The sequence below is a fragment of the Microbacterium sp. NPDC090225 genome (assembly GCF_044772365.1).
Taxonomy (GTDB): Bacteria; Actinomycetota; Actinomycetes; order Actinomycetales; family Microbacteriaceae; genus Microbacterium.
Window position 1 is genome coordinate 1,076,995 of record NZ_JBIVYS010000001.1, and the last position, 19,790, is coordinate 1,096,784.

A 19,790-nucleotide genomic window follows, 5' to 3' on the forward strand; every position below is an offset into this window, starting at 1 on the left:
ACCATCCTCTCAGCCCGAGAGGTCAGTCCCAGTCGAGGTAATCCTCGATCGCCCAGGAGGTCGCCCCCATGTGGGTGAACGGGAAGAGGTATCCACCGCCCTCGACGGGCACGACGCTGACACGGTCGGGGGCCGCGGTCTGCAGCTTCTCGCCATTGATGAGCGGGGCGATCGGGTCTTCGGTTCCCTGCACCACGAGCACCGGGAGTCCTTCGGCGAGCGGGGCGGGGGTCTCCCACGCGGCGGCCTGCAACGCATCGACCTCGGCGTCGCGGGCCGGGGCGGGGATCGCGGCGATCGCCTCGGCCGAGGGACCGGTCTCGTCGACGCCGAGCAGCAGCACGCCGTTGACGCGATCGTGGTGGTCGAGAGCGACGACGCGGGCGACCGCACCACCGAAGGCGTGCCCGCCGACCCAGGCATCCGAGATCGAGAGGTGCGACATGAGGTCGACGACGTCCTGCGCGAGATCGTGCATCGTGGCCGCGGTGTCCGAGGGACGACGCGAGCCGATGCTCACGACCCGGAAGTCCTCCTCCGACACGGAGTGCGACAGCAGCTCGAGGTAGGTGACGTTCAGACCGTGCCCGGCGATCAGGATCAGTGCGGGGCCCTCACCTTCGACGGTGAAAGGGATCGCGCGTCCAGCGGGTTCGAAGATCTGAATGTCAGCCATAGTGCGGCAGTCTCCTTTGGTGAGGTGGGCCTAACCCAGCGTACCGGGCGGTCGCGGAAGTCACGAAGCCGGGTCTCGCACATGCGGCCCCGCCGTGCATCCCCGGGGCGTACTGTCAAAGAAGGAACTGACCCTGGTTCTCCGATGATGGGAATCACGTTGTCCGACGCCGCACCCCGCTCCACCGCCTTGCTCTCACTCGGCCTCCTCGCAGGCTCCTCCATGGAGAACGAGCGACGACTGCCGATCCACCCGCACCACTTCGATCGCATCGACCCGGATCTGCGCGCTCGTATGGTCGTCGAGCGCGGATACGGTTCCGACTTCCGGCTCTCCCCCGGGTACATCGAGTCGCGAGTCGGGCGCGTCGCCGACCGCGCCGAGGTCCTCGCCTCCGCCGACGTGCTGCTGCTGCCGAAGCCGCAGGCGGCCGACGTGGCCGCGATCCCGGTCGGACGCACGCTCTGGGGCTGGCCGCACTGCGTGCAGGATGCCGAGATCACCCAGACCGCGATCGACAACCGCCTCACGCTGATCGCGTTCGAGGCCATGAACCACTGGACGCCGCAGGGCGACATGAGCCTGCATGTGTTCCACAAGAACAACGAGCTCGCCGGCTACTGCTCGGTGCAGCACGCCCTGAGCCTGGTCGGCTCGACCGGGGACTACGGCCCGCGCCTCAGCGCGGTCGTGATCGGATTCGGCGCGACGGCGCGTGGCGCGGTCACCGCGCTCAACGCGCACGGCATCCATGACATTCAGGTGCTCACGCAGCGCGGAGTAGCGGCCGTCGGCTCTCCCATCCACAATGCGCATATGACACAGCTGCACACCGATGGCAGCGGGGCCACGCACCTCAGCATGGTCACCACGGATGCCGGTGACGTGCTGCTGCCGGACTTCCTGGCGTCGCACGACATCGTCGTCAATTGCACGCTGCAGGACGTCGCCGCACCGATGACCTATCTGCGCGCGGAAGATCTGCACGGTTTCGCAGCGGGAAGCCTGATCATCGACGTGTCCTGCGACGAGGGCATGGGATTCGAGTGGGCGACTCCCACCACCTTCGACGAGCCGATACTCACCGTCGGCGAGGGCATCGTCTACTACGCCGTCGACCACAGCCCTTCGTACCTGTGGAACTCGGCGACCTGGGAGATCAGCGAGGCGACGCTGCCGTTCCTGCGTGCGGTGATGGAGGGCGAAGCCTCCTGGGACGCGAGCAGTACGCTCGCCCGCGCGATCGAGATCCGCGACGGCGTGGTGCAGAATCCGAGCATCCTCAGCTTCCAGGACCGCGACCCGGCATACCCGCATCCGCAGATCGAGCGACGTCCGTCAGCAGCGTGACGACCGTGCGCCCGGGCCCGTCGATCTAGGCTGGTGTGATGCTCGCCGCTCTCATCCGTCCCGTCGAATCGCACACCGTCGAGGTCGCCGGTACCTCCCTCGACGATGTGTACGCGCAGATCTCGAGTCATGCGCCGGACGGGTTCGATCTCGTGTCGGCTCCCGTGCGCATGCTCAAGGGCGCGGAAGGTATCGAGGCGACGGCCCGGTTCGATCGCCGGAGCGGCGTCCGCGAGATCTCGGCGGACGACATGGGCTCGCTCGAGGCGCAGGTTCCCGAGGGCTGGCAGATGCTCTCGGTGTGGACGCTCTAGCGGAGGGCTCGGCTAGATCTCGCGCTTCAGCCCGACATGAGCGGTCTGGTATCCGTGTCGGGTGTAGAAGGCGCGCGTCCGCTCCCGCGCATCGTCGGTGGTGACCTGCGACAGCCGGGCCCCGCGCACTCGCCCGAATTCGTGCGCCCACTCGAGCATCGCCGCGCCCAGCCCTTGTGACCGCGTCCCTGCAGCGACGCGCAGTCCCTCGATCTGGAGCCGGGTCGACCCACCCCGGGAGAGGCCCGGGATGACGGTCAACTGCATCGTGGCGACCGGGTGATCGTCGCTGTCGCGGACGACCCCCAGGTAGTTGGATCCGTCGCGCGCGACCGCGCTGAAGGCCGCCTCGTAGCGCTCGAGCTCGACGCTCTCCCGATCCCGGCCGAACTGATCGTCGAGCAGCAGCGCGGCGATGGCCCCGATGTCGTCTCGATTCGCCCGTTCGAGCCGAAACTCTCGGCCCGCCACCTGCAGGCGTCCCCGCACGGACGACCGCGCATCCGCCTGCAGCCGGGCGACGAGGAGGTCGAGCCATCCGCCGACGTTCGCGCGAGCCTCCGCCGTGTCGGGGTAGCGGCATCTCAGGTGCAGGCCCGACTCATCCAGGATGAACCACAGCATGACTCCGTCCGTGTCGGTCGCCGCGCTGACGTACTGGGCGTCGAGGCCGACGGAGTCGATGCGCACGGGAAGCCTGCGCAGGTCCAGCCACGAAATCGCGAACATCCCGGGGGCGACGGGCATGCCGCCCCACGGCGCGAGGACGTCCGCGAGCGGCCAGGCGCCGAGTTGCACCGCTTCTCTGACTGCGGCCGCCGCCGCGCGCGGTTCTGCGACGTCCGACTCGAGGACGGAGTTGGTGATGAACCATCCGACCGAGTCGTGCCAGGTGTCCTCGAATCGGCTGTGCACGGGGAACACGGCGCGAAGCGGGGCATCCGCCAGTTCTCGGGTCACCGCGGTCATCGCCACGACGGCGCGCGCGAGGGTCGAGACGCCGTCGTCCCGGGCCTGTGCGGCGAATGCCGCGGCGTCGTCGACATCGAACACATCTCGCACCTCTACGCGCTCACGATGCGGCTCGGGAGTACCCAGCGACAACGGGAACTGCGGCATCACGCCGCCGCTGCCGTCGATGATGTCCTCCCACCGCCGACGCACGTGGTCGGGTGCCGCGTCCCGATCCAACAGGGTCTGCGTGTGTTCGACGAATGCCGGTGCCGGCCGCGACGTCGGCTTCGCACCGACGCGCCCGGCGTCGAGCGCGGACAGCAGGTCGCGCGCGATCACCAGCATCGACCACATGTCGACGTGCGAATGGTCCGCGGCGATCACGACCGTGAGACCGGCAGCGGTCTCCAACACGCAGAGGCGGTGCGACGGATGCCGGTACGGCGAGCATGCCGCATCGAGGACGTCCCGCAACGCGTCGTTGACGGCCTGCCCCGAGCCGACCTGATGCTCGACCCAGCTTCCGGGACCGATCTCTATCTCGTGCAGTTCCGGCTCGCCGTCCGCACCCGGTGCGAACGCTGTGCGCAACGTGCCGTGGCGAGCGATCACCTCCAGCCAGGCGTCGGCGATCGACGCACGAGGGATCGGTGCAGGCAACCGGAAGGAGAGCGCCATCCACGATCCGGGGCGATCGCCCGCCCCGACATGGAGCCGCTGGTCGAACGACACGGGGAGACGTCGTCCGGGCGCGGACGCGGTGACGTCGTACCCCCAGAGCCGTCCGAAGGGCAGACGGAGGTGCGAGACATTGGTCAGGCGCATGGGAGCACCATATCCTCCGGATAATGTGATCTCACAACCACAGCCCGAGCGGACTCGTTCCGTCGTCGATCGAGGAGTCTGATGCCCACATTCGAGGTGCCCGGAGCCGAGCTGGCCGTCGCCATGAGCGATGAGGGCGGGCACCCGGTCGTCCAGTTGCACGGCCTCACCGCGAGCCGGGCCCGCGACCGAGGACTCGAGCTCGACCTCGGCCGAGGACTCAGCGGAACGCGACTGCTGCGCTACGACGCACGCGGCCACGGCCGGTCGACCGGGCGGAAGGTTCCCGAGGACTATCGCTGGCAGACCCTCGCCGACGACCTTCTGCGACTGCTCGACCACTGGTTCCCCGGCGAGCGCATTCACGGCGTCGGCCCCTCCATGGGCACCGCGACCCTGCTGCACGCAGCGACGATCGAGCCGGAACGCTTCACCGGGCTCACACTCATGGCACCGCCCACGGCGTGGGGCACCCGACCCGCTCAGGCCGCGAACTACCGAGCAGCGGCGGATCTCATCGACTCCGACGGCATGGAGGCCTATCTTGCGAGCACGCGCGGCCCCGCACCCTCGCCCGAGGCCGAGGCCGTGCCCGATCCGGGGCCCGACGTCACCGAGGCGCTTCTGCCGTCGGTCCTGCGGGGTGCGGCATTCAGCGATCTGCCCACGCCAGAGGCCGTCGCCCGCATCGAGGTGCCGACATCGATCCTGGCGTGGACCGACGACCCGGGGCATCCGCTGTCGACGGCGGAAGCCCTCGTCGAGATTCTCCCGCACGCGACCCTGACGGTTGCGCGCACGCCCGAGGACATCGAGGCCTGGCCCGAGGTGCTGAGACAGGACCTCGGGCGTCACGGAGCGGTCAGCTGATCGCGCCGACCCCGCTCAGTTGTTGAAGCGGAACTCCACGACGTCGCCGTCCTTCATGACGTAGTCCTTGCCCTCGAGGCGGGCCTTGCCCTTGGCGCGGGCTTCGACGACCGATCCGGTCTCGACGAGGTCCTCGAACGAGACGATCTCCGCCTTGATGAAGCCCTTTTCGAAGTCGGTGTGGATGACACCGGCCGCCTGCGGAGCTTTGGCGCCCTGCGGGATCGTCCAGGCGCGCGCTTCCTTCGGACCGGCGGTGAGGTACGTCTGCAGGCCGAGCGTGGCGAAGCCGATGCGGGCGAGCTGGTCGAGGCCGGACTCGTCCTGGCCGGTCGCCGCGAGCAGCTCGGCGGCGTCCTCCGGCTCGAGGTCGATGAGTTCGGACTCGATCTTCGCATCGAGGAAGATCGCCTGAGCCGGAGCGACGAGCGCGGCGAGCTCCGCCTTGCGCGCGTCGTCGGTGAGGACGGCCTCGTCGACGTTGAAGACGAAGATGACGGGCTTCACGGTGAGGAGCCCGAGTTCGCGGATCGGCTCGAGGTCGAGGCCGCTGACCGAGAGCAGCTGACCGCGCTCGAGAGCATCCTTCGCCGCGTTCGCCGCATCGAGGACCGACGGGTCGATCTTCTTGCCGCGAACCTCCTTCTCGTACCGGGAGATCGCCTTCTCGACGGTCTGGAGGTCGGCGAGCATCAGCTCGGCGTTGATCGTCTCCATGTCGGATGCCGGGTTCACCGCACCGTCGACGTGCACGACGTCGTCGTCGGCGAAGCCGCGCACGACCTGAGCGATCGCATCGGCCTCGCGGATGTTCGCGAGGAACTGGTTGCCCAGCCCCTCCCCCTCGCTGGCGCCGCGCACGATGCCGGCGATGTCGACGAACGACACCGCAGCGGGCAGGATGCGCTCGCTGCCGAAGATCTCCGCGAGCTTGTCTAGCCGCGGGTCCGGCAGGTTCACCACACCGACGTTGGGCTCGATCGTCGCGAACGGGTAGTTCGCTGCGAGCACGTCGTTCTTGGTGAGTGCGTTGAAGAGGGTGGACTTGCCGACGTTGGGCAGGCCGACGATTCCGATAGTGAGAGCCACGGGGAACGAGTCTACCTGTCGCGACCGGCGCCGCGGTCAGGGGCAGTTGCCCTGGGGCGCTGCCCTTTCGAGTTCGCCCAGCCAGAGCAGCAGTTCGGGCAGAGCGGCGTAAGCGGCGAGGCCGTGATCGACATCGGGAAGCCGATGGAAGGCCACGTCGGTCTCCTGCGCGCAGAGATGCTCGACGTAGGCGTCGGTGGCGGCCGGGGCGACGAGTTCGTCGGACTGCCCCTGTGCCACGAAGACCGGAACGGTGATGGGCATGCCTCCGGCGCTGTTCTCGCGCAGCATCGTCTGCCAGGGCTCCGTCGTCGCAGGATTGCTGGTGACGTATCCCCCGACGAGCGGTCCGGCGATCGCGTGGATCTTCTCGTTCTCGGTGAGGAGGCAGAGCGCGGCCATGTCCGGTGTCGCGGCGGCGCCGGCCGGAGTGAGGATCGCTTCGATGGCGTCCTTCCCGAAGCGATCGGCATAGGCGGCGGTGTAAGCGGGGATCGCGTAGGACGCGATGGTCACACCGGACACGTCGTCGATGTCATCGCTCATTAGCGTCGTCAGATCGGCGGCGGGCGCGGCGACCGCGACGCCCTGGAGCGTCAGCTCCGGCGCATAGGCCGCGGCCCTCTCCGCGGCGAACAGCGCGGCCTGGCCGCCTTGGGAGTGCCCCCACAGCACGAACTTCTCGCCGATCTGCGCATCCTCGATGTCACCCGCAGCACGCACGATGTCGAGCACGCTGTTCGATTCGGGCACAGCCAGCAGATAGGACGATGCTTCGTCGACTCCGAGTCCCGGATAGTCGGTCGCGGCGATGGCGTAGCCCTGGTCGAGGAGCTCGTGCATCCCGGCGATGTATTCGAAGGGGTCGAGCCCGAGTGATGGAGCGCACTTCGTCGCCGCTCCCGTGGTCGGATGCGCCCACGCGACGACGGTGCGCCCGTCGGTGGGCGCAGGACTGTTCGGAACGATCACGACGCCCGACACCGTGATCTCGGCACCGGCGAGATCACGGGACGCGTAGAGGACGCGCCAGGCGGTCGATCCGGCCGGCGCGCTCGCGATCTCCTCACTGCGGATGACGGTTCCGGGTTCGGCTGTCGGCGACGGCGACGGCGACGGCGACGCGTAGAACGTCGGATCCGTTCTCAGCTCCGCCTCGCCCTCGGCATAGCGACGGATGCCGTCGGCGACGAGCAGACCGATCACCACGGCGAGAACGGTGAGCACCACGACCACGCGACGGCGCCGGTGTGCCGAGTTGTCGCGGCGCGTCGGGGCGGCGCCCTCGACCGCGTGCTCGTTCACCTGTCTCCGCGACGCGCGCGGAAAGCCTTCGTGATGTACGGGAGATCGATGACCCCGTCCGCGAAGTCGAGGGAGTCAAACAGCACGTCCATCTCCCGGTGGATGTTCTCCTGCTCTTCAGGTGCGGAGGCGATCACGGCGCTGCGCGATGCGGCCATCCGATGCAGTTGTTCACGCGTCATCGGCCGGGACCACTCCCAGACCCCGCTCTCGAGGGCGCCGAACGGGGCACCAACCTCCGGATTACCCGCGGCGAGCGCCTCTTCCGCCGCGCTGCGATGCATGATGCGGCTGAGTTCGCGCACCCAATCGACACGCTCGTCGCGGATGTTCCAGATCAGTCCGAGTGCGCCGTCCGCGCGGACCACGCGGCCTATCTCGGCGGAGGCGCGGACCGGGTCGACCCAGTGCCAGGCCTGACCGAGCACGACGGCATCGAGGCTGTCGCCGGGAAGTGGGAGGGACTCGGCGGCGCCGAGGAACGTGGGCACGCCCGGCACGTTCTCGCGCAGGGCGGCGAGCATGGCCGGGTCGGGATCGATCGCGACGATCTGCGCCCCCGGAGCGTGCGCGATGGCGCGGGTGAGCTTGCCGGTCCCCGCCCCGACGTCCGCGACGCGCTGCGCCCCGGCGGGCAGGATCTCGAGCATCCATGCCACCGCGTCGAAGGGGTACTCGGGTCGCCCCGCCTCGTAGTCCTGCGCCTGCGCGCCGAACGACGTCGCTCTGTTGTCCGCCATGTCGTCAGCATACGGCGCGCCGCCCGCCGCGAACAGGACGCGCGGGCGAGAGTGGATACGTGCCCCTGGACTTCACCGCGATCGACTTCGAGACTGCGAACTCCAGCCCCGCCTCCGCCTGCTCCGTCGGCCTCGTGCGCGTGCGCGGCGGAGAAGTCGTGGCGCAGGCCGGATGGCTGATCCAGCCCCCGCCCGGGCATGACGAGTTCCAGGAGTGGAACGTCCGCATCCACGGCATCCAGGCCGAAGACGTGCTCACGGCCGCGACCTGGGCCGAGCAGTTCGACCGCCTGTGCGATTTCGCCGGCTCCGACGTGCTCGTCGCGCACAACGCCGGCTTCGACCTCAACGTGCTCCGCCGCGCCTCCGAGGCGACCGGCGGCGTCTGCCCGCCGTACCGCTCGCTCTGCAGCCTCCAGGTCGCACGCAAGACCTACCAGCTCGACTCGTACCGGCTCCCGAAGGCGGCAGCAGCAGCCGGGTTCGCCGAGTTCTCACATCACGACGCGCTGGCGGATGCACGTGCCTGCGCGCAGATCGTGATCGATGCCGCGCGTCGCGCCGCGGCCTCGGACGTCGAGATGCTGGCCGAGATGCTCGGGCTCCGGCTCGGCGGCGCAACGGTCGCCCGCGAGGAGCGCGCCGTCGCCTGATCGGGCCGCCTCCCGGCAATGTCGGAGGCCGAGGGCATCATGAGCACATGGATGCTCCACTGATCGTTCTCCTCGTCATCGCCGCGCTGTGCGCCGGGGCGGCACTGGGCTGGTTCCTGCGCGCCGGTCGTGGCGCCGCCGAATTCGCTCGCGTGCAGGCCCAGCTCGCCGCGGCGCGTGATGATCGCGATCGCCAGTACGACCTCTACCGCGATGCCGTCGAGCACGCGCGCGTCGAGCAGCGTGCGGAGGCGCAGCGGGTGCAGCAGCAGAACGCCGTGCTCACCGCCCTCGCCCCGGTGCGCGAGAGCCTGCAGCAGATGCAGCAGAAGGTCGCGACGATCGAGCAGGAGCGCCACGCCCAGTTCGGCTCGCTCGCCGAGCAGTTGCGGCGAGCGCAGGAATCCGATGAGGCGCTGCGCGCGACGACGGAGTCGCTCGCCGGTGCTCTGCGCTCGACCGCCACGCGTGGTGTCTGGGGCGAGACTCAACTGCGGCGCGTGGTCGAGGCGGCGGGATTGACGCGGCACGTCGACTTCGACCTGCAGACCACGATCTCGTCGGATCGCGGGCAGGGCCGCCCCGACATGGTGATCCGTCTCGCCGGCGGCGCCTCGATCGCCGTCGACGCCAAGGTGCCGCTCGACGCGTACCTCGAGGCGTCAGCGCTACCCTCTGGCGATGCGCACGAGGCTCAGCGCCGCGCGCATATGCAGAAGCACGTCAAGGCAGTGCGCGCGCACATCGATGCTCTCGCCAAGAAGGCGTACTGGGCGGGGCTCGAATCGAGCCCCGAGTTCGTGATCTGCTTCCTCCCCAGCGAATCACTGCTCGCCGCCGCGATCGACGAGGACCCGACCCTCCTCGACTACGCGTTCGGTCGACGCGTGGCACTCGCCTCGCCGGTCAATCTCTGGGCTGTCCTGAAGACCGTGGCCTACACGTGGACGCAGCAGGAGGTGTCGACCGAGGCCCGCACGCTCCTGAACCTCGGCACCCAGCTGTACGACCGCCTCGGCACGCTCGCAGGACATGCCGACGACCTCCGCCGCGCGCTGGAGCGCACAGTCGACAGTTACAACCGCTTCGCCGGGTCGCTCGAGACCCGAGTCCTGGTGACCGCCCGCCAGTTCCCCGGCATCGACGCGACCACACTGGATTCCCAGCCGGCGCCCATCACCGCGAGCGCGCGCAGATTCACGGCATCGGAACTGGTCGAGGAACCGGTACGAGAAGAGACCGTTCAGGCAGAGATCGGTGCGGTCCGCGACCGCATCGATGCTCCGATCACACCGGAACGCCGCTGAGCAGGATGATGACGAGTCCGCTGGTCGCGAGGAAGGCTCCGATCATCCACCAGGAGCTCATCTCCTGACCTTCGGCACGGCGCTTGCGGAAGAGCACATCGGCTCGACGGGCCGGGTCGACGACCGGCTGAGCGGCGGGAACGGCAGGCGTGGCCGCCGCGATGCTGCCCTCGGCATCTGCCGCGCTCACGCGGAGAATGCGTCCGGTGTTGGTGGTGACGATCTTCGTCGGTGCGGCCTTCGAGCTGCGTGTCTGCGGCGTGGTCATGTGTTCGCCCTCCTGTGCCTGCGGTGCCAGATGGCTCCGTCCTCGGCGACAAACCCAGGCTCAAGTCTGACACGACCCGCGCAGAATCGCAGGATCCGGCGCGCAAGAGGGATACCGGGTCGGTAACGATGCCGAGACCCCCAACTCGCGCCGGAAGCCTCGACGCCTCACCGAGCGAGGATCACAACCACTTCGAGACGAGGTGCTCCGAGGCGATCCGTCGCAGCGTTCCCGATGCCCCGCGCAGCACGACGCTCTCGGTGTAGACGTACCCGCGCTCGCGACGCACGCCGGCGACGAGCTGCCCGTCCGTGACACCGGTCGCGACGAAGATCGTGTTGTTGCCCTGCACCAGATCGTCCGCCTCGTACACGCGATCCATCTCGAGTCCCGCGTCGATCCCGCGCTGGCGCTCGTCGTCGTCACGCGGCCACAGGCGGCCCTGGATGTGTCCGCCGAGGGCCTTGATCGCGCAGGCGGTGACGATGCCCTCCGGGCTACCGCCGACGCCGACGCACATGTCGGTGCGCGCGTCATGGCGTGCCGCGTTGATGCCACCGGCGACATCACCGTCGCTCATCAGACGCGTCCCCGCGCCCGCATCGCGGATCTCCTGGATGAGCTGCTCGTGCCGGGGTCGGTTGAGCACCGACACGACGATCTCGTCGACGGGCTTCTCGAGAGCGCCGGCGAGGCGGCGGATGTTCTCGGCGATCGGGAGGCGGATGTCGACGACACCGACGCCTGCGGGCCCCGTGACGAGCTTGTCCATGTAGAAGACGGTCGACGCGTCGAGCATCGATCCGCGGTCCGAGACCGCGATGACCGAGAGGGCGTTCTGCCGTCCCGCAGCCGTGAGGGAGGTGCCGTCGATCGGATCGACGGCGATGTCGCACTCCGGACCGCGTCCCGTTCCGACGACCTCGCCGTTGAACAGCATCGGAGCGTTGTCCTTCTCGCCCTCGCCGATCACCACACGCCCCTGGAAGTCGACCGTGCCGAGGAAGGCGCGCATCGCGTCTACGGCCGCACCGTCGGCGGCCTCCTTCGCTCCCCGCCCGATGAACGGCACGGCGCGGATCGCCGCCGCCTCCGTCGCCCTCACCAGCTCCATCGCGAGGTTGCGGTCGGGTCGAAGCGGGCTCAGATCAGCAGTAAGACTCACCATGAGGTCAGCCTAGCCAGCGGTCGTGGCCGAAGTGCCCTGTTTTCGCCGTCGAGACAGTGAAGGATTCGCGTTTCTTAACAGAACGGCAGGAGACACATGAGGGGGTCGAACGTCGGCCCCCGGCATCCGTCCGCGCTCCCGGCTAGAGTGACTGCTGTCCCAGGCTTCATCTACCGCAGGAGTTCTCATGCCCGTCGCCACCCCGGATCAGTACGCCGAAATGCTCGACCGCGCGAAGGCCGGCGGCTTCGCATACCCCGCGTTCAACGTCTCGAGCTCGCAGACGATCAACTCCGTCCTCCAGGGGCTGACCGAGGCCGGCTCCGACGGCATCATCCAGGTCACGACCGGCGGCGCGGACTACTTCGCCGGCCACACCGTCAAGGGCCGCGCGACCGGCGCCCTCGCCTTCGCCCGCTTCGCGACCGAGGTCGCCAAGAACTACCCGATCACGGTCGCCCTCCACACCGACCACTGCCCGAAGGACGCCCTCGCCGGTTTCGTCGAGCCGCTGATCTCCGCCTCCGAAGAAGAGGTGAAGGCCGGCCGCAACCCGATCTTCCAGTCGCACATGTGGGACGGCTCGGCCGTGCCGCTCGCCGAGAACATCGAGATCGCGAAGGATCTCCTCCCCCGCATGAAGGCGATCAACGCGATCCTCGAGGTCGAGATCGGCGTCGTCGGCGGCGAAGAGGACGGCGTCCAGCACGAAGGCTCGAACGATGCCCTCTACACGACCTTCTCCGACGTCGATCAGGCCGTCCAGGCGCTCGGTCTCGGCGAGCAGGGCCGCTACATCGCCGCCCTCACCTTCGGCAACGTGCACGGCGTCTACAAGCCGGGCGGCGTGAAGCTGCGCCCCGAGCTGCTCGGCGACATCCAGGCAGAGGTCGCCGCCAAGTACGGCACCGGCCCGAAGCCCCTCGACCTCGTCTTCCACGGCGGCTCCGGCTCGACCGACGAGGAGATCGCCACGGCGGTCGCGAACGGCGTCATCAAGATGAACATCGACACCGACACGCAGTACGCCTACACGCGTGCGATCGCCGACTACATGTTCAAGAACTACGACGGCGTGCTCAAGGTCGACGGCGAGGTCGGCAACAAGAAGCAGTACGACCCGCGCGCCTGGGGCAAGGTCGCCGAGACCGCGATGGCCGCACGCGTCATCGAGTCGACGCGCCAGCTCGGCTCGTACGGACAGTCGAAGAGCTGACCCACCGCAACGTGAGAACGGGTGCCCTGCCGCGAGGCGGGGCACCCGTTCTTTTTGGTCCGTGCAGCGGCAGCACGTGATCGATCAGGAGCCGGTGCCGCCCTGCATGTAGGCGATGAACGCGGGGTCTCCCATCATCGGGATCGCGATGCAGATCAAGGCGATGCCCAGCGTCACCACGGCACCGACCAAGGGCAGCCACCAGGTGATCTTCCCGCGGCGCAGGCGACGGATCGACAGAGTGGCCGTCAGCGCCCACCCGGCGATGAGCACGACGGAGGCGATCGTCCCCCAGACCCTGCCCTGTGCGAAATTGGTGAACTCGCCGGAGGCGCCCAGGACCGACAACACCTGGTTCATCACGCTCGGAAGGTCGAGGTACTGCAGGCCGGTGACCACGACGTTGACCAGCCCGTAGGCGAGGAGGCCGATCGTCACGAAGCGGTCCGCCGGGTGCGCGCGCCGGGGTGCATCCGTCGGAGCCTCAGCGGCCGGCACGGCGACGGCGGGTTCCACCGGCGGCAGCTCGGAGAGAGGCGGGAGACCGGCGGCACGCCGCTGCTCCTCGGGAGTGGCGATCTCGCCGTACTGGGGCCGCTGTTCGGTCATCCCGCCATGCTAACGGCCACGGCTGTCCCGGGCTCCCAGCGGAGCATCCCGCCGAAAATGGTGGCGGCCCCGGAGAAGTGGGGACTTCTCGGGGCCGCGGACGAGGTGCGCTGGGGACGCATCCTCATCCCAGTCAGTCGCGAGGGACTGGGGAACCTGCTCGCAACCCGTAGTGCCGTGATGCACAGACGCCTACGACTACAAGGATAGGCAACGCCGGAAGCCAACACCACTGAGGTTTTTCAGATAGTGAACTCGGGTCCCGGCTCGAGGCCACCGAGTGCATCCGCCCCGAGCTGCATCGACAACCGCCGCGCGGCCCTTTGCAACTTCGACACCAGTTCGCGGTCGACGATCGCCTGATCGGACGGCAGCGAGATCGCCAGCGAGGCGGTGACGTTCGGCGCGATCACGGGGACCGCGACGCACGTCGCGCCGATCACGTACTCCTCCTGGTCGAGAGTCCACCCCGGTGAGTGCTCGAGCTGCGTCAACAGCGTGCGGCGATCGCTGATGGTCCGAGGAGTGAGCTCTTCGAGACGATGCCGGGAGAGGTAGTCGAAGCGGTCCTCGTCGGGAAGCTCCGCCAGGATCTGCTTGCCCAGCGCGGTCGCGTGTCCGCTCGACTGCAGTCCGACCCACAACTCGACGCGGGGGTTCTGCTCGGCATCGACGATGTCGATGAGGTGCAGCTCCCCGTCGTCGTAGCGCGAGAGGTAGGCGGTGGCCCCGACCTCATCGGTGACCGACCGCAGAGCCGCGCGCACGCGGGCGAGGAAGACGCCTCGCGTGTCGATCTCGCGCTGAAAGGTCGGAAACCGTGCGCCGAGAACGAGCCCGTCGGGTTCGGCCGACAGGTATCCCTCGTGGATGAGCGTGCGCACGAGGTTGTAGGTGGTGCCGGGCGTGAGCCCGGTGATCGCCGCCAGCATCTTGGTCGGCAGCGGACGGGGGGAGTTGGCGACGATGTCGACCAGACGGAGAGCCCGCTGCACCGATCCGATGAGCGTGGGTTCCGGCGCCTCGGCGGCGCTCAACGCTATGCGCCTCCTCCGGTCGCGCGTCCGCCCAGAGCTCGATCGTCGCGCTTGCCCGAAGCATCCTGACGCAGTTCCTTCGGCAGCGAGAACATGAGGTCCTCCTCGGCCGTCTTCACCTCTTCGACGTCGCGGTATCCGGCATCGCCGATCGCGTCGAGCACCTCGCGCACGAGGACCTCGGGAACGGATGCCCCGCTCGTCACGCCGACCGTCTCGACGCCGTCGAGCCACTCCTGCTGGATCTCCTCGGCGTAGTCGATGCGGTACGCGGCCTTCGCGCCGTACTCGAGCGCGACCTCGACCAGGCGCACGCTGTTCGAGGAGTTCGCGGATCCGACCACGATCACGAGGTCGGCACCGACGGCGACCTTCTTGATCGCGACCTGACGGTTCTGCGTCGCGTAGCAGATGTCGTCGGACGGCGGATTGTGGAGTTCCGGGAAGCGCGTGCGCAGGCGATTGACCGTCTCCATCGTCTCGTCGACCGAGAGCGTGGTCTGCGACAGCCACACGACCTTGTTCGGGTCCTTCACGACGACGGTGTCGGCCTCGTCGGGCGAGTTGACGATCGTCACGTGATCGGGGGCCTCGCCCGCGGTGCCCTCGACCTCCTCGTGGCCCTCGTGTCCGATGAGCAGGATCTCGAAATCGTCGCGGGCGAAGCGCACGGCCTCGCGGTGGACCTTCGTGACCAGGGGGCAGGTCGCGTCGATCGCGTGCAGACCCCGGTCGGATGCCGCGTTCACGACGGCCGGCGAGACGCCGTGCGCACTGAAGACCACGTGCGATCCGGCCGGAACCTCGTCGACCTCCTCGACGAAGATCGCCCCCTTGGCCTCGAGTTCGCTGACGACGTGGATGTTGTGCACGATCTGTTTGCGCACGTACACCGGAGCCCCGTAGCGCTCGAGCGCCTTCTCGACGGCGACGACGGCACGGTCGACGCCCGCGCAGTATCCGCGCGGCGCGGCGAGCAGCACGCGCTTGCGTCCGGCCACCGCGTTATCCTGAAGCCTCCCGGCCGCCGCACGCACGCGTGGGAGGCGAGGGATGGGGAGATGCACGGCAGTCGAGGTCACCCCTCGATTCTACCGGCGTCCACCCTGAGAAAGCCGGGAATCCTCCCCCGCACGACAACCCCAGGGACGAGAGCAGATGACGGTCTTCGAAGCAGCCACCGGTCCCGGCGAGAACCCGCCGGCGGATGCCGTCTCGCCCCGGGATTCCACGGTGGATGCACCGACCTCGATCGCCCGGCTGAACGCCACGATCCGCGATTTCGTCGCGCGCTGGAACACGGTGTGGGTCGAGGGCGAGATCACCTCGTGGAACGTGCGCGGCGGCAACGTCTTCGCGCGTCTGAAGGATGTGCAGTCCGACGCGCAGATCTCGATCCGCGTGTGGTCGAGCGTGCGAGGACGCATCCCCTCCGATCTCGGCATCGGCGATCACGTAGTCGCCGCCGTCAAGGCCGACTACTTCGTGAAGGCTGGCGACTTCAGCTTCACCGTCTCCTCGATGAAGCACGTGGGACTCGGCGATCAGCTCGAACGCCTCGAGAAGCTGCGCGCGCAGCTGCGGCAGGAGGGCCTCTTCGACCCGTCGCGCAAGAAGCGACTCCCGTTCCTGCCGCACGTGATCGGCCTCATCACGGGCGAGAGGTCCGACGCCGAGAAGGACGTGCACCGCAACGCCGAGCTGCGCTGGCCGCAGGTGCGCTTCCGCACCGAGTACGCGGCGGTGCAGGGCGAGCGCTGCGTGCCCGACACGCTCGCGGCCCTGGCCCGCCTCGACGCGGACCCCGAAGTTGACGTGATCATCATCGCCCGCGGTGGCGGCGATCCGCAGACCCTCCTCGGCTTCAGCGACGAGCGTCTGGTGCGCGCCGTCGCCGCCGCATCCACGCCCGTCGTGAGCGCGATCGGGCATGAGAACGACCACCCCCTGCTCGACGACGTCGCCGACCTGCGCGCTTCGACTCCGACGGATGCCGCGAAGCGGGTCGTCCCCGATGTCGGCGAGCAGCGCGCGTTGATCGGGCAGCTGCGCTCCCGGGCGACCACGCGGCTCACCCAGCGGCTGTCGCACGACATCGCGCAGCTCGAACAGCTGCGCTCGCGCCCCGTGCTCCGCTCCCCCGACCCGATCATCGAGTCCCGCTCTCAGGAGCTGTGGTTGCTGCTCTCGCGCGGTCGTGACACCCTCACGCGCCACCTCGATGCGGCCGGTCGTCGCACGAGCGAACTACGGGCATCCCTGCGTGCGCTGTCGCCGGCGGCGACGCTCGCGCGCGGCTACGCGATCGCGCATCTCGAGGGCGGCGTGATCCTGCGCGATGCGGCGGATGCCCCGGCCGGAAGCGCCCTGACCATCACCGTCGATCGGGGTTCGGTGGCCGCGCGATCCGAGGGCGAAGTCGCCGAGGCGTCCTGATCGCGCACGACCCGCAGCCGCTCACCGATCGCGATGGCACGCCGTAGGATGGAGGAGTGAGCGCGCTGAACGATACCCCTGTCGAGACGCTGACGTTCGAGGCCGCTCGTGACGAGCTGGTCACCGTCGTCGCCGAGCTCGAGCAGGGAGCGCCGACGCTCGAGCAGTCGCTGGCGCTCTGGGAGCGCGGTGAGGCGCTGGCCGCTCGCTGCGAGGAGTGGCTCCTCGGCGCCAAGCGCCGTCTCGAGGCCGCCCGAGCCGCTGCCGACGACGGAGACGAGCGATGAACAAGCCCGCTCCCATCGTCGCGGAACTCGGACGCCCCGAGACCCCGGAGGAGACGGCCGCCCGAAAGGCCGCATCGAGCAAGGCCTACCGCTCGAGCCAGACCGTGCGCAGCCTCATCGCCGCACTGCTGGCGACCCTCGCCGTGCTGGCCGTGATCATCTTCGCCGTCCCCCGCGGTGAGCCGGCATCCGCGCCCTCCGTCGACCTCACCGGAATCGCCGCCGACGTCGAGAACACGATGGACAGCGTGGTGATCGTGCCCGAGCTCGGCGACTTCTGGCGCGTGAACGCGGCCGAGCTGCAGAGCGGTGCCACCGTCGTGTGGGACATCACGCTCGCCCCTGCCGCCGACGACGAGCGCGGGTTCATCAAGGTCGCCCAGGCCTTCGATGCCGATTCCCGCTGGGCACCGCAGCGCCTCGAAGGAACGGCCCCCACCGACACGGTCACGATCGACGGCATCGAGTGGGACGTCTTCTCCCCCGGCGACTCGGCCTCGAACATCTCCTACGCCCTCGGCACGCAGGCCGGCGACGACTACGTGCTGCTGTACGGCTCGCGGTCGGCCGATTCCACCGCCGAGCTGGCCGCCTCGCTCACCCCCCAGATCCGCACCCTCTCGGAGGCCTCATGACGCACGACCTGACCCCGGCCGCGGCCTGGAAGCAGATGCGCGACGGCAATCGCCGTTTCGTGAACGAGGAGCCGCGGCATCCGAATCAGGACGTCGCCCGCCGCAAAGGTCTCGCCGAGGCCCAGAACCCCGTCGCCACTCTCTTCGGATGCTCGGACTCGCGCCTCGCCGCCGAGATCATCTTCGACCTCGGACTCGGTGATCTGTTCGTCGTGCGCAATGCCGGCCAGGTGATCGGCGAGTCGATCGTCGCGAGCCTCGAGTACGCGGTGGCCGTGCTGAACGTGCCGCTCATCGTGGTGCTCGCGCACGACTCCTGCGGCGCCGTGCGCGCCGCGATCGACGGTACCGCGATCGACGCGGCACCCGTGCCCCCGCACATCTGGAAGCTCATCGCTCCGATCGTCCCGGCCGCTCGCAAGGTGCTCGCCGAGAGCGGCGGCACGACGGTCGCCGAGATCGACGCCGAGCTCGTCGGCCAGGAGCACCTGCGCAACACCGTCGCCGACCTGCTGCAGTCCTCCGAGATCATCAGCAACGCCGTCGCCGAGGGCCGCCTGGGCATCGTCGGCGCCAACTACCGTCTGGCCGAGGGCACGGCCGTGCCCGTCATCACCGTGGGGATCGACCCCGAAACGCAGGAGGGATCGGAATGACCGACACCGAGTACCGCATCGAGCACGACACCATGGGTGAGGTGCGGGTGCCCGTGAACGCGCTCTACGGGGCGCAGACGCAGCGCGCCGTCGAGAACTTCCCGATCTCGGGCAAGGGGCTGGAGTCGACGCAGATCGCAGCCCTCGCCCGGATCAAGAAGGCCGCAGCGCTCGCCAACAAGGATCTCGGCACGCTCGACGGCGCCATCGCCGACGCGATCGCGCAGGCCGCCGACCAGGTCTCCGCCGGCACCCACGACGGCGAGTTCCCCGTCGACACCTACCAGACCGGGTCGGGAACGTCGTCGAACATGAACATGAACGAGGTGCTCGCGACGCTGGCGACGCGCATCCTGGGCGCGGACGTGCACCCCAACGATCACGTCAACGCCTCGCAGTCGTCGAACGACGTCTTCCCGACCTCAGTGCACATCGCGGTGACCCAGGCGCTCATCGACACGCTCATCCCCTCGCTCGACCACCTCGCCGTGGCGCTCGAGGCCAAGGCCGAGCTGTGGAAGGACGCCGTGAAGTCCGGCCGCACGCACCTCATGGATGCGACGCCGGTCACCCTCGGCCAGGAGTTCGGCGGCTACGCCCGCCAGGTGCGTCTCGGCATCGAGCGCGTGCAGTCGGCGCTCCCCCGCGTCGCGGAGGTTCCGCTCGGTGGCACCGCCACCGGCACCGGCATCAACACCCCGCTCGGCTTCCCGCAGAAGGTCATCGCACTGCTCGCAGCCGAGACCGAACTGCCGATCACCGAGGCGAAGGACCACTTCGAGGCCCAGGCCAACCGTGACGGCCTCGTCGAGGCATCCGGCGCCCTGCGCACGATCGCCGTCTCGCTGACGAAGATCAACAACGACCTGCGCTGGATGGGTTCCGGCCCGAACACAGGTCTCGGCGAGCTGCACATCCCCGATCTGCAGCCCGGATCCTCGATCATGCCCGGCAAGGTCAACCCGGTCGTCCCCGAGGCCGTGCTGATGGTGTGCGCCCGTGTGATCGGCAACGACGCGACCGTCGCCTGGGCCGGAGCATCCGGTTCGTTCGAACTGAACGTCGCCATCCCCGTCATGGGCACGGCGCTCCTCGAGTCGATCCGTCTGCTCTCCAACGCCTCGCGCGTGCTGGCCGACAAGACGATCGACGGCTTGCAGGCGAACCTCGACCGCGCGGCCGCGTTCGCCGGCATGAGCCCGTCGATCGTGACGCCGCTGAACAAGCTGATCGGCTACGAGGCTGCCGCCAAGATCGCCAAGCACGCGGTCGCCCAGGGCATCACGGTGCGCGACGCCGTGATCGACCTCGGCTACGTCGAGCGCGGCGACCTGACCCTCGAGCAGCTCGACGAGAAGCTCGACCTGCTGTCGATGACGCACCCGGGCTGATCCG

At 68.9% G+C, this 19,790-nt stretch carries 21 protein-coding genes; 11 read left to right on the forward strand and 10 right to left on the reverse strand.

The features are described from left to right. Positions 1 to 22: 22 nt before the first annotated feature. Entirely contained in the window at positions 23 to 676 is a 654-nt protein-coding gene (locus ACIQTT_RS05260; RefSeq protein WP_402786992.1) for an alpha/beta fold hydrolase, read from the reverse strand. Between the two features lie 222 nt (positions 677 to 898). On the opposite strand from ACIQTT_RS05260, the gene ACIQTT_RS05265 reads away from it, so the two are divergent. Then, a complete protein-coding gene (locus ACIQTT_RS05265; protein ID WP_402786995.1) occupies positions 899 to 2,026 on the forward strand; it encodes a N(5)-(carboxyethyl)ornithine synthase in 1,128 nt (375 codons plus the stop codon). Between the two features lie 38 nt (positions 2,027 to 2,064). After that, complete coding sequence (locus ACIQTT_RS05270) at positions 2,065 to 2,340, forward strand: hypothetical protein (protein ID WP_402786998.1); 276 nt, start codon at positions 2,065 to 2,067, stop codon at positions 2,338 to 2,340. 12 nt (positions 2,341 to 2,352) lie between these two features. Here the strand turns inward: ACIQTT_RS05270 and ACIQTT_RS05275 are convergent, their stop codons facing one another. Then, positions 2,353 to 4,119, reverse strand: coding sequence for a GNAT family N-acetyltransferase (locus ACIQTT_RS05275; protein ID WP_402787001.1), 1,767 nt, complete (start codon positions 4,117 to 4,119; stop codon positions 2,353 to 2,355). Between the two features lie 81 nt (positions 4,120 to 4,200). Here ACIQTT_RS05275 and ACIQTT_RS05280 point away from each other — a divergent pair, with 81 nt between their 5' ends. Then, positions 4,201 to 4,989, forward strand: a complete 789-nt coding sequence (locus ACIQTT_RS05280) for an alpha/beta fold hydrolase (RefSeq protein ID WP_402787004.1) — start codon at positions 4,201 to 4,203, stop codon at positions 4,987 to 4,989. Between the two features lie 15 nt (positions 4,990 to 5,004). Here ACIQTT_RS05280 and ychF read toward each other — a convergent pair whose 3' ends face one another. The 3 genes from ychF to ACIQTT_RS05295 are packed head-to-tail and all read right to left on the reverse strand — an operon-like array spanning position 5,005 to position 8,123. Next, a complete protein-coding gene (gene ychF / locus ACIQTT_RS05285; RefSeq protein WP_402787007.1) occupies positions 5,005 to 6,078 on the reverse strand; it encodes a redox-regulated ATPase YchF in 1,074 nt (357 codons plus the stop codon). Between the two features lie 36 nt (positions 6,079 to 6,114). Next, positions 6,115 to 7,383 carry an alpha/beta fold hydrolase gene (locus ACIQTT_RS05290; protein WP_402787010.1) on the reverse strand — a complete coding sequence of 423 codons (1,269 nt, stop codon included), beginning with the start codon at positions 7,381 to 7,383 and terminating at the stop codon, positions 6,115 to 6,117. Next, positions 7,380 to 8,123 carry a class I SAM-dependent methyltransferase gene (locus ACIQTT_RS05295; protein ID WP_402787013.1) on the reverse strand — a complete coding sequence of 248 codons (744 nt, stop codon included), beginning with the start codon at positions 8,121 to 8,123 and terminating at the stop codon, positions 7,380 to 7,382. The genes ACIQTT_RS05290 and ACIQTT_RS05295 overlap by 4 nt, the downstream gene beginning before the upstream one ends. A gap of 59 nt (positions 8,124 to 8,182) precedes the next feature. Between ACIQTT_RS05295 and ACIQTT_RS05300 the strand changes: the two genes are divergently transcribed. Together ACIQTT_RS05300 and ACIQTT_RS05305 are read left to right on the forward strand one after the other, a co-directional pair. After that, positions 8,183 to 8,776 (forward strand): 3'-5' exonuclease, encoded by a 594-nt coding sequence (locus tag ACIQTT_RS05300; protein ID WP_402787016.1) that lies wholly within the window; start codon positions 8,183 to 8,185, stop codon positions 8,774 to 8,776. Between the two features lie 47 nt (positions 8,777 to 8,823). After that, on the forward strand, positions 8,824 to 10,083 hold the full coding sequence (locus ACIQTT_RS05305) for a DNA recombination protein RmuC (protein ID WP_402787019.1): 1,260 nt from the start codon (positions 8,824 to 8,826) through the stop codon (positions 10,081 to 10,083). On the opposite strand, the gene ACIQTT_RS05310 is transcribed toward ACIQTT_RS05305, so the two are convergent. Together ACIQTT_RS05310 and glpX are read right to left on the reverse strand one after the other, a co-directional pair. Continuing rightward, positions 10,064 to 10,351 (reverse strand): hypothetical protein, encoded by a 288-nt coding sequence (locus ACIQTT_RS05310; protein ID WP_402787022.1) that lies wholly within the window; start codon positions 10,349 to 10,351, stop codon positions 10,064 to 10,066. The two genes, ACIQTT_RS05305 and ACIQTT_RS05310, sit on opposite strands and share 20 nt — an antisense overlap. A 181-nt stretch (positions 10,352 to 10,532) precedes the next feature. Continuing rightward, a complete protein-coding gene (glpX, locus tag ACIQTT_RS05315; RefSeq protein ID WP_247632612.1) occupies positions 10,533 to 11,519 on the reverse strand; it encodes a class II fructose-bisphosphatase in 987 nt (328 codons plus the stop codon). A 187-nt stretch (positions 11,520 to 11,706) separates the two neighbouring features. Here glpX and fbaA point away from each other — a divergent pair, with 187 nt between their 5' ends. After that, positions 11,707 to 12,735, forward strand: coding sequence for a class II fructose-bisphosphate aldolase (gene fbaA, locus ACIQTT_RS05320; RefSeq protein ID WP_391477256.1), 1,029 nt, complete (start codon positions 11,707 to 11,709; stop codon positions 12,733 to 12,735). Positions 12,736 to 12,819: 84 nt separating this feature from the next. Here fbaA and ACIQTT_RS05325 read toward each other — a convergent pair whose 3' ends face one another. From ACIQTT_RS05325 to ACIQTT_RS05335, 3 genes are all read right to left on the reverse strand, one after another. Then, positions 12,820 to 13,344: a DUF6264 family protein gene (locus tag ACIQTT_RS05325; RefSeq protein WP_402787025.1), complete on the reverse strand. Its 525-nt coding sequence runs from the start codon at positions 13,342 to 13,344 to the stop codon at positions 12,820 to 12,822. Positions 13,345 to 13,586: 242 nt separating this feature from the next. Continuing rightward, entirely contained in the window at positions 13,587 to 14,381 is a 795-nt protein-coding gene (locus ACIQTT_RS05330; RefSeq protein WP_402787028.1) for an IclR family transcriptional regulator, read from the reverse strand. Between the two features lie 2 nt (positions 14,382 to 14,383). Continuing rightward, positions 14,384 to 15,418, reverse strand: a complete 1,035-nt coding sequence (locus ACIQTT_RS05335; protein WP_402791106.1) for a 4-hydroxy-3-methylbut-2-enyl diphosphate reductase — start codon at positions 15,416 to 15,418, stop codon at positions 14,384 to 14,386. A 121-nt stretch (positions 15,419 to 15,539) separates the two neighbouring features. On the opposite strand from ACIQTT_RS05335, the gene xseA reads away from it, so the two are divergent. From xseA to ACIQTT_RS05360, 5 genes are read left to right on the forward strand one after another with little or no spacing between them, the layout of a single operon-like run. Beyond that, complete coding sequence (xseA, locus tag ACIQTT_RS05340; RefSeq protein WP_402787031.1) at positions 15,540 to 16,817, forward strand: exodeoxyribonuclease VII large subunit; 1,278 nt, start codon at positions 15,540 to 15,542, stop codon at positions 16,815 to 16,817. Between the two features lie 56 nt (positions 16,818 to 16,873). Next, positions 16,874 to 17,104 (forward strand): exodeoxyribonuclease VII small subunit, encoded by a 231-nt coding sequence (locus tag ACIQTT_RS05345; protein WP_391477250.1) that lies wholly within the window; start codon positions 16,874 to 16,876, stop codon positions 17,102 to 17,104. Then, complete coding sequence (locus ACIQTT_RS05350; protein ID WP_402787035.1) at positions 17,101 to 17,739, forward strand: DUF4245 family protein; 639 nt, start codon at positions 17,101 to 17,103, stop codon at positions 17,737 to 17,739. The genes ACIQTT_RS05345 and ACIQTT_RS05350 overlap by 4 nt, the downstream gene beginning before the upstream one ends. Then, positions 17,736 to 18,395 (forward strand): carbonic anhydrase, encoded by a 660-nt coding sequence (locus ACIQTT_RS05355; protein WP_402787038.1) that lies wholly within the window; start codon positions 17,736 to 17,738, stop codon positions 18,393 to 18,395. The genes ACIQTT_RS05350 and ACIQTT_RS05355 overlap by 4 nt, the downstream gene beginning before the upstream one ends. Then, a complete protein-coding gene (locus tag ACIQTT_RS05360) occupies positions 18,392 to 19,786 on the forward strand; it encodes a class II fumarate hydratase (protein WP_402787041.1) in 1,395 nt (464 codons plus the stop codon). Before ACIQTT_RS05355 ends, ACIQTT_RS05360 begins: the two co-directional genes overlap by 4 nt. Positions 19,787 to 19,790: the final 4 nt, after the last annotated feature.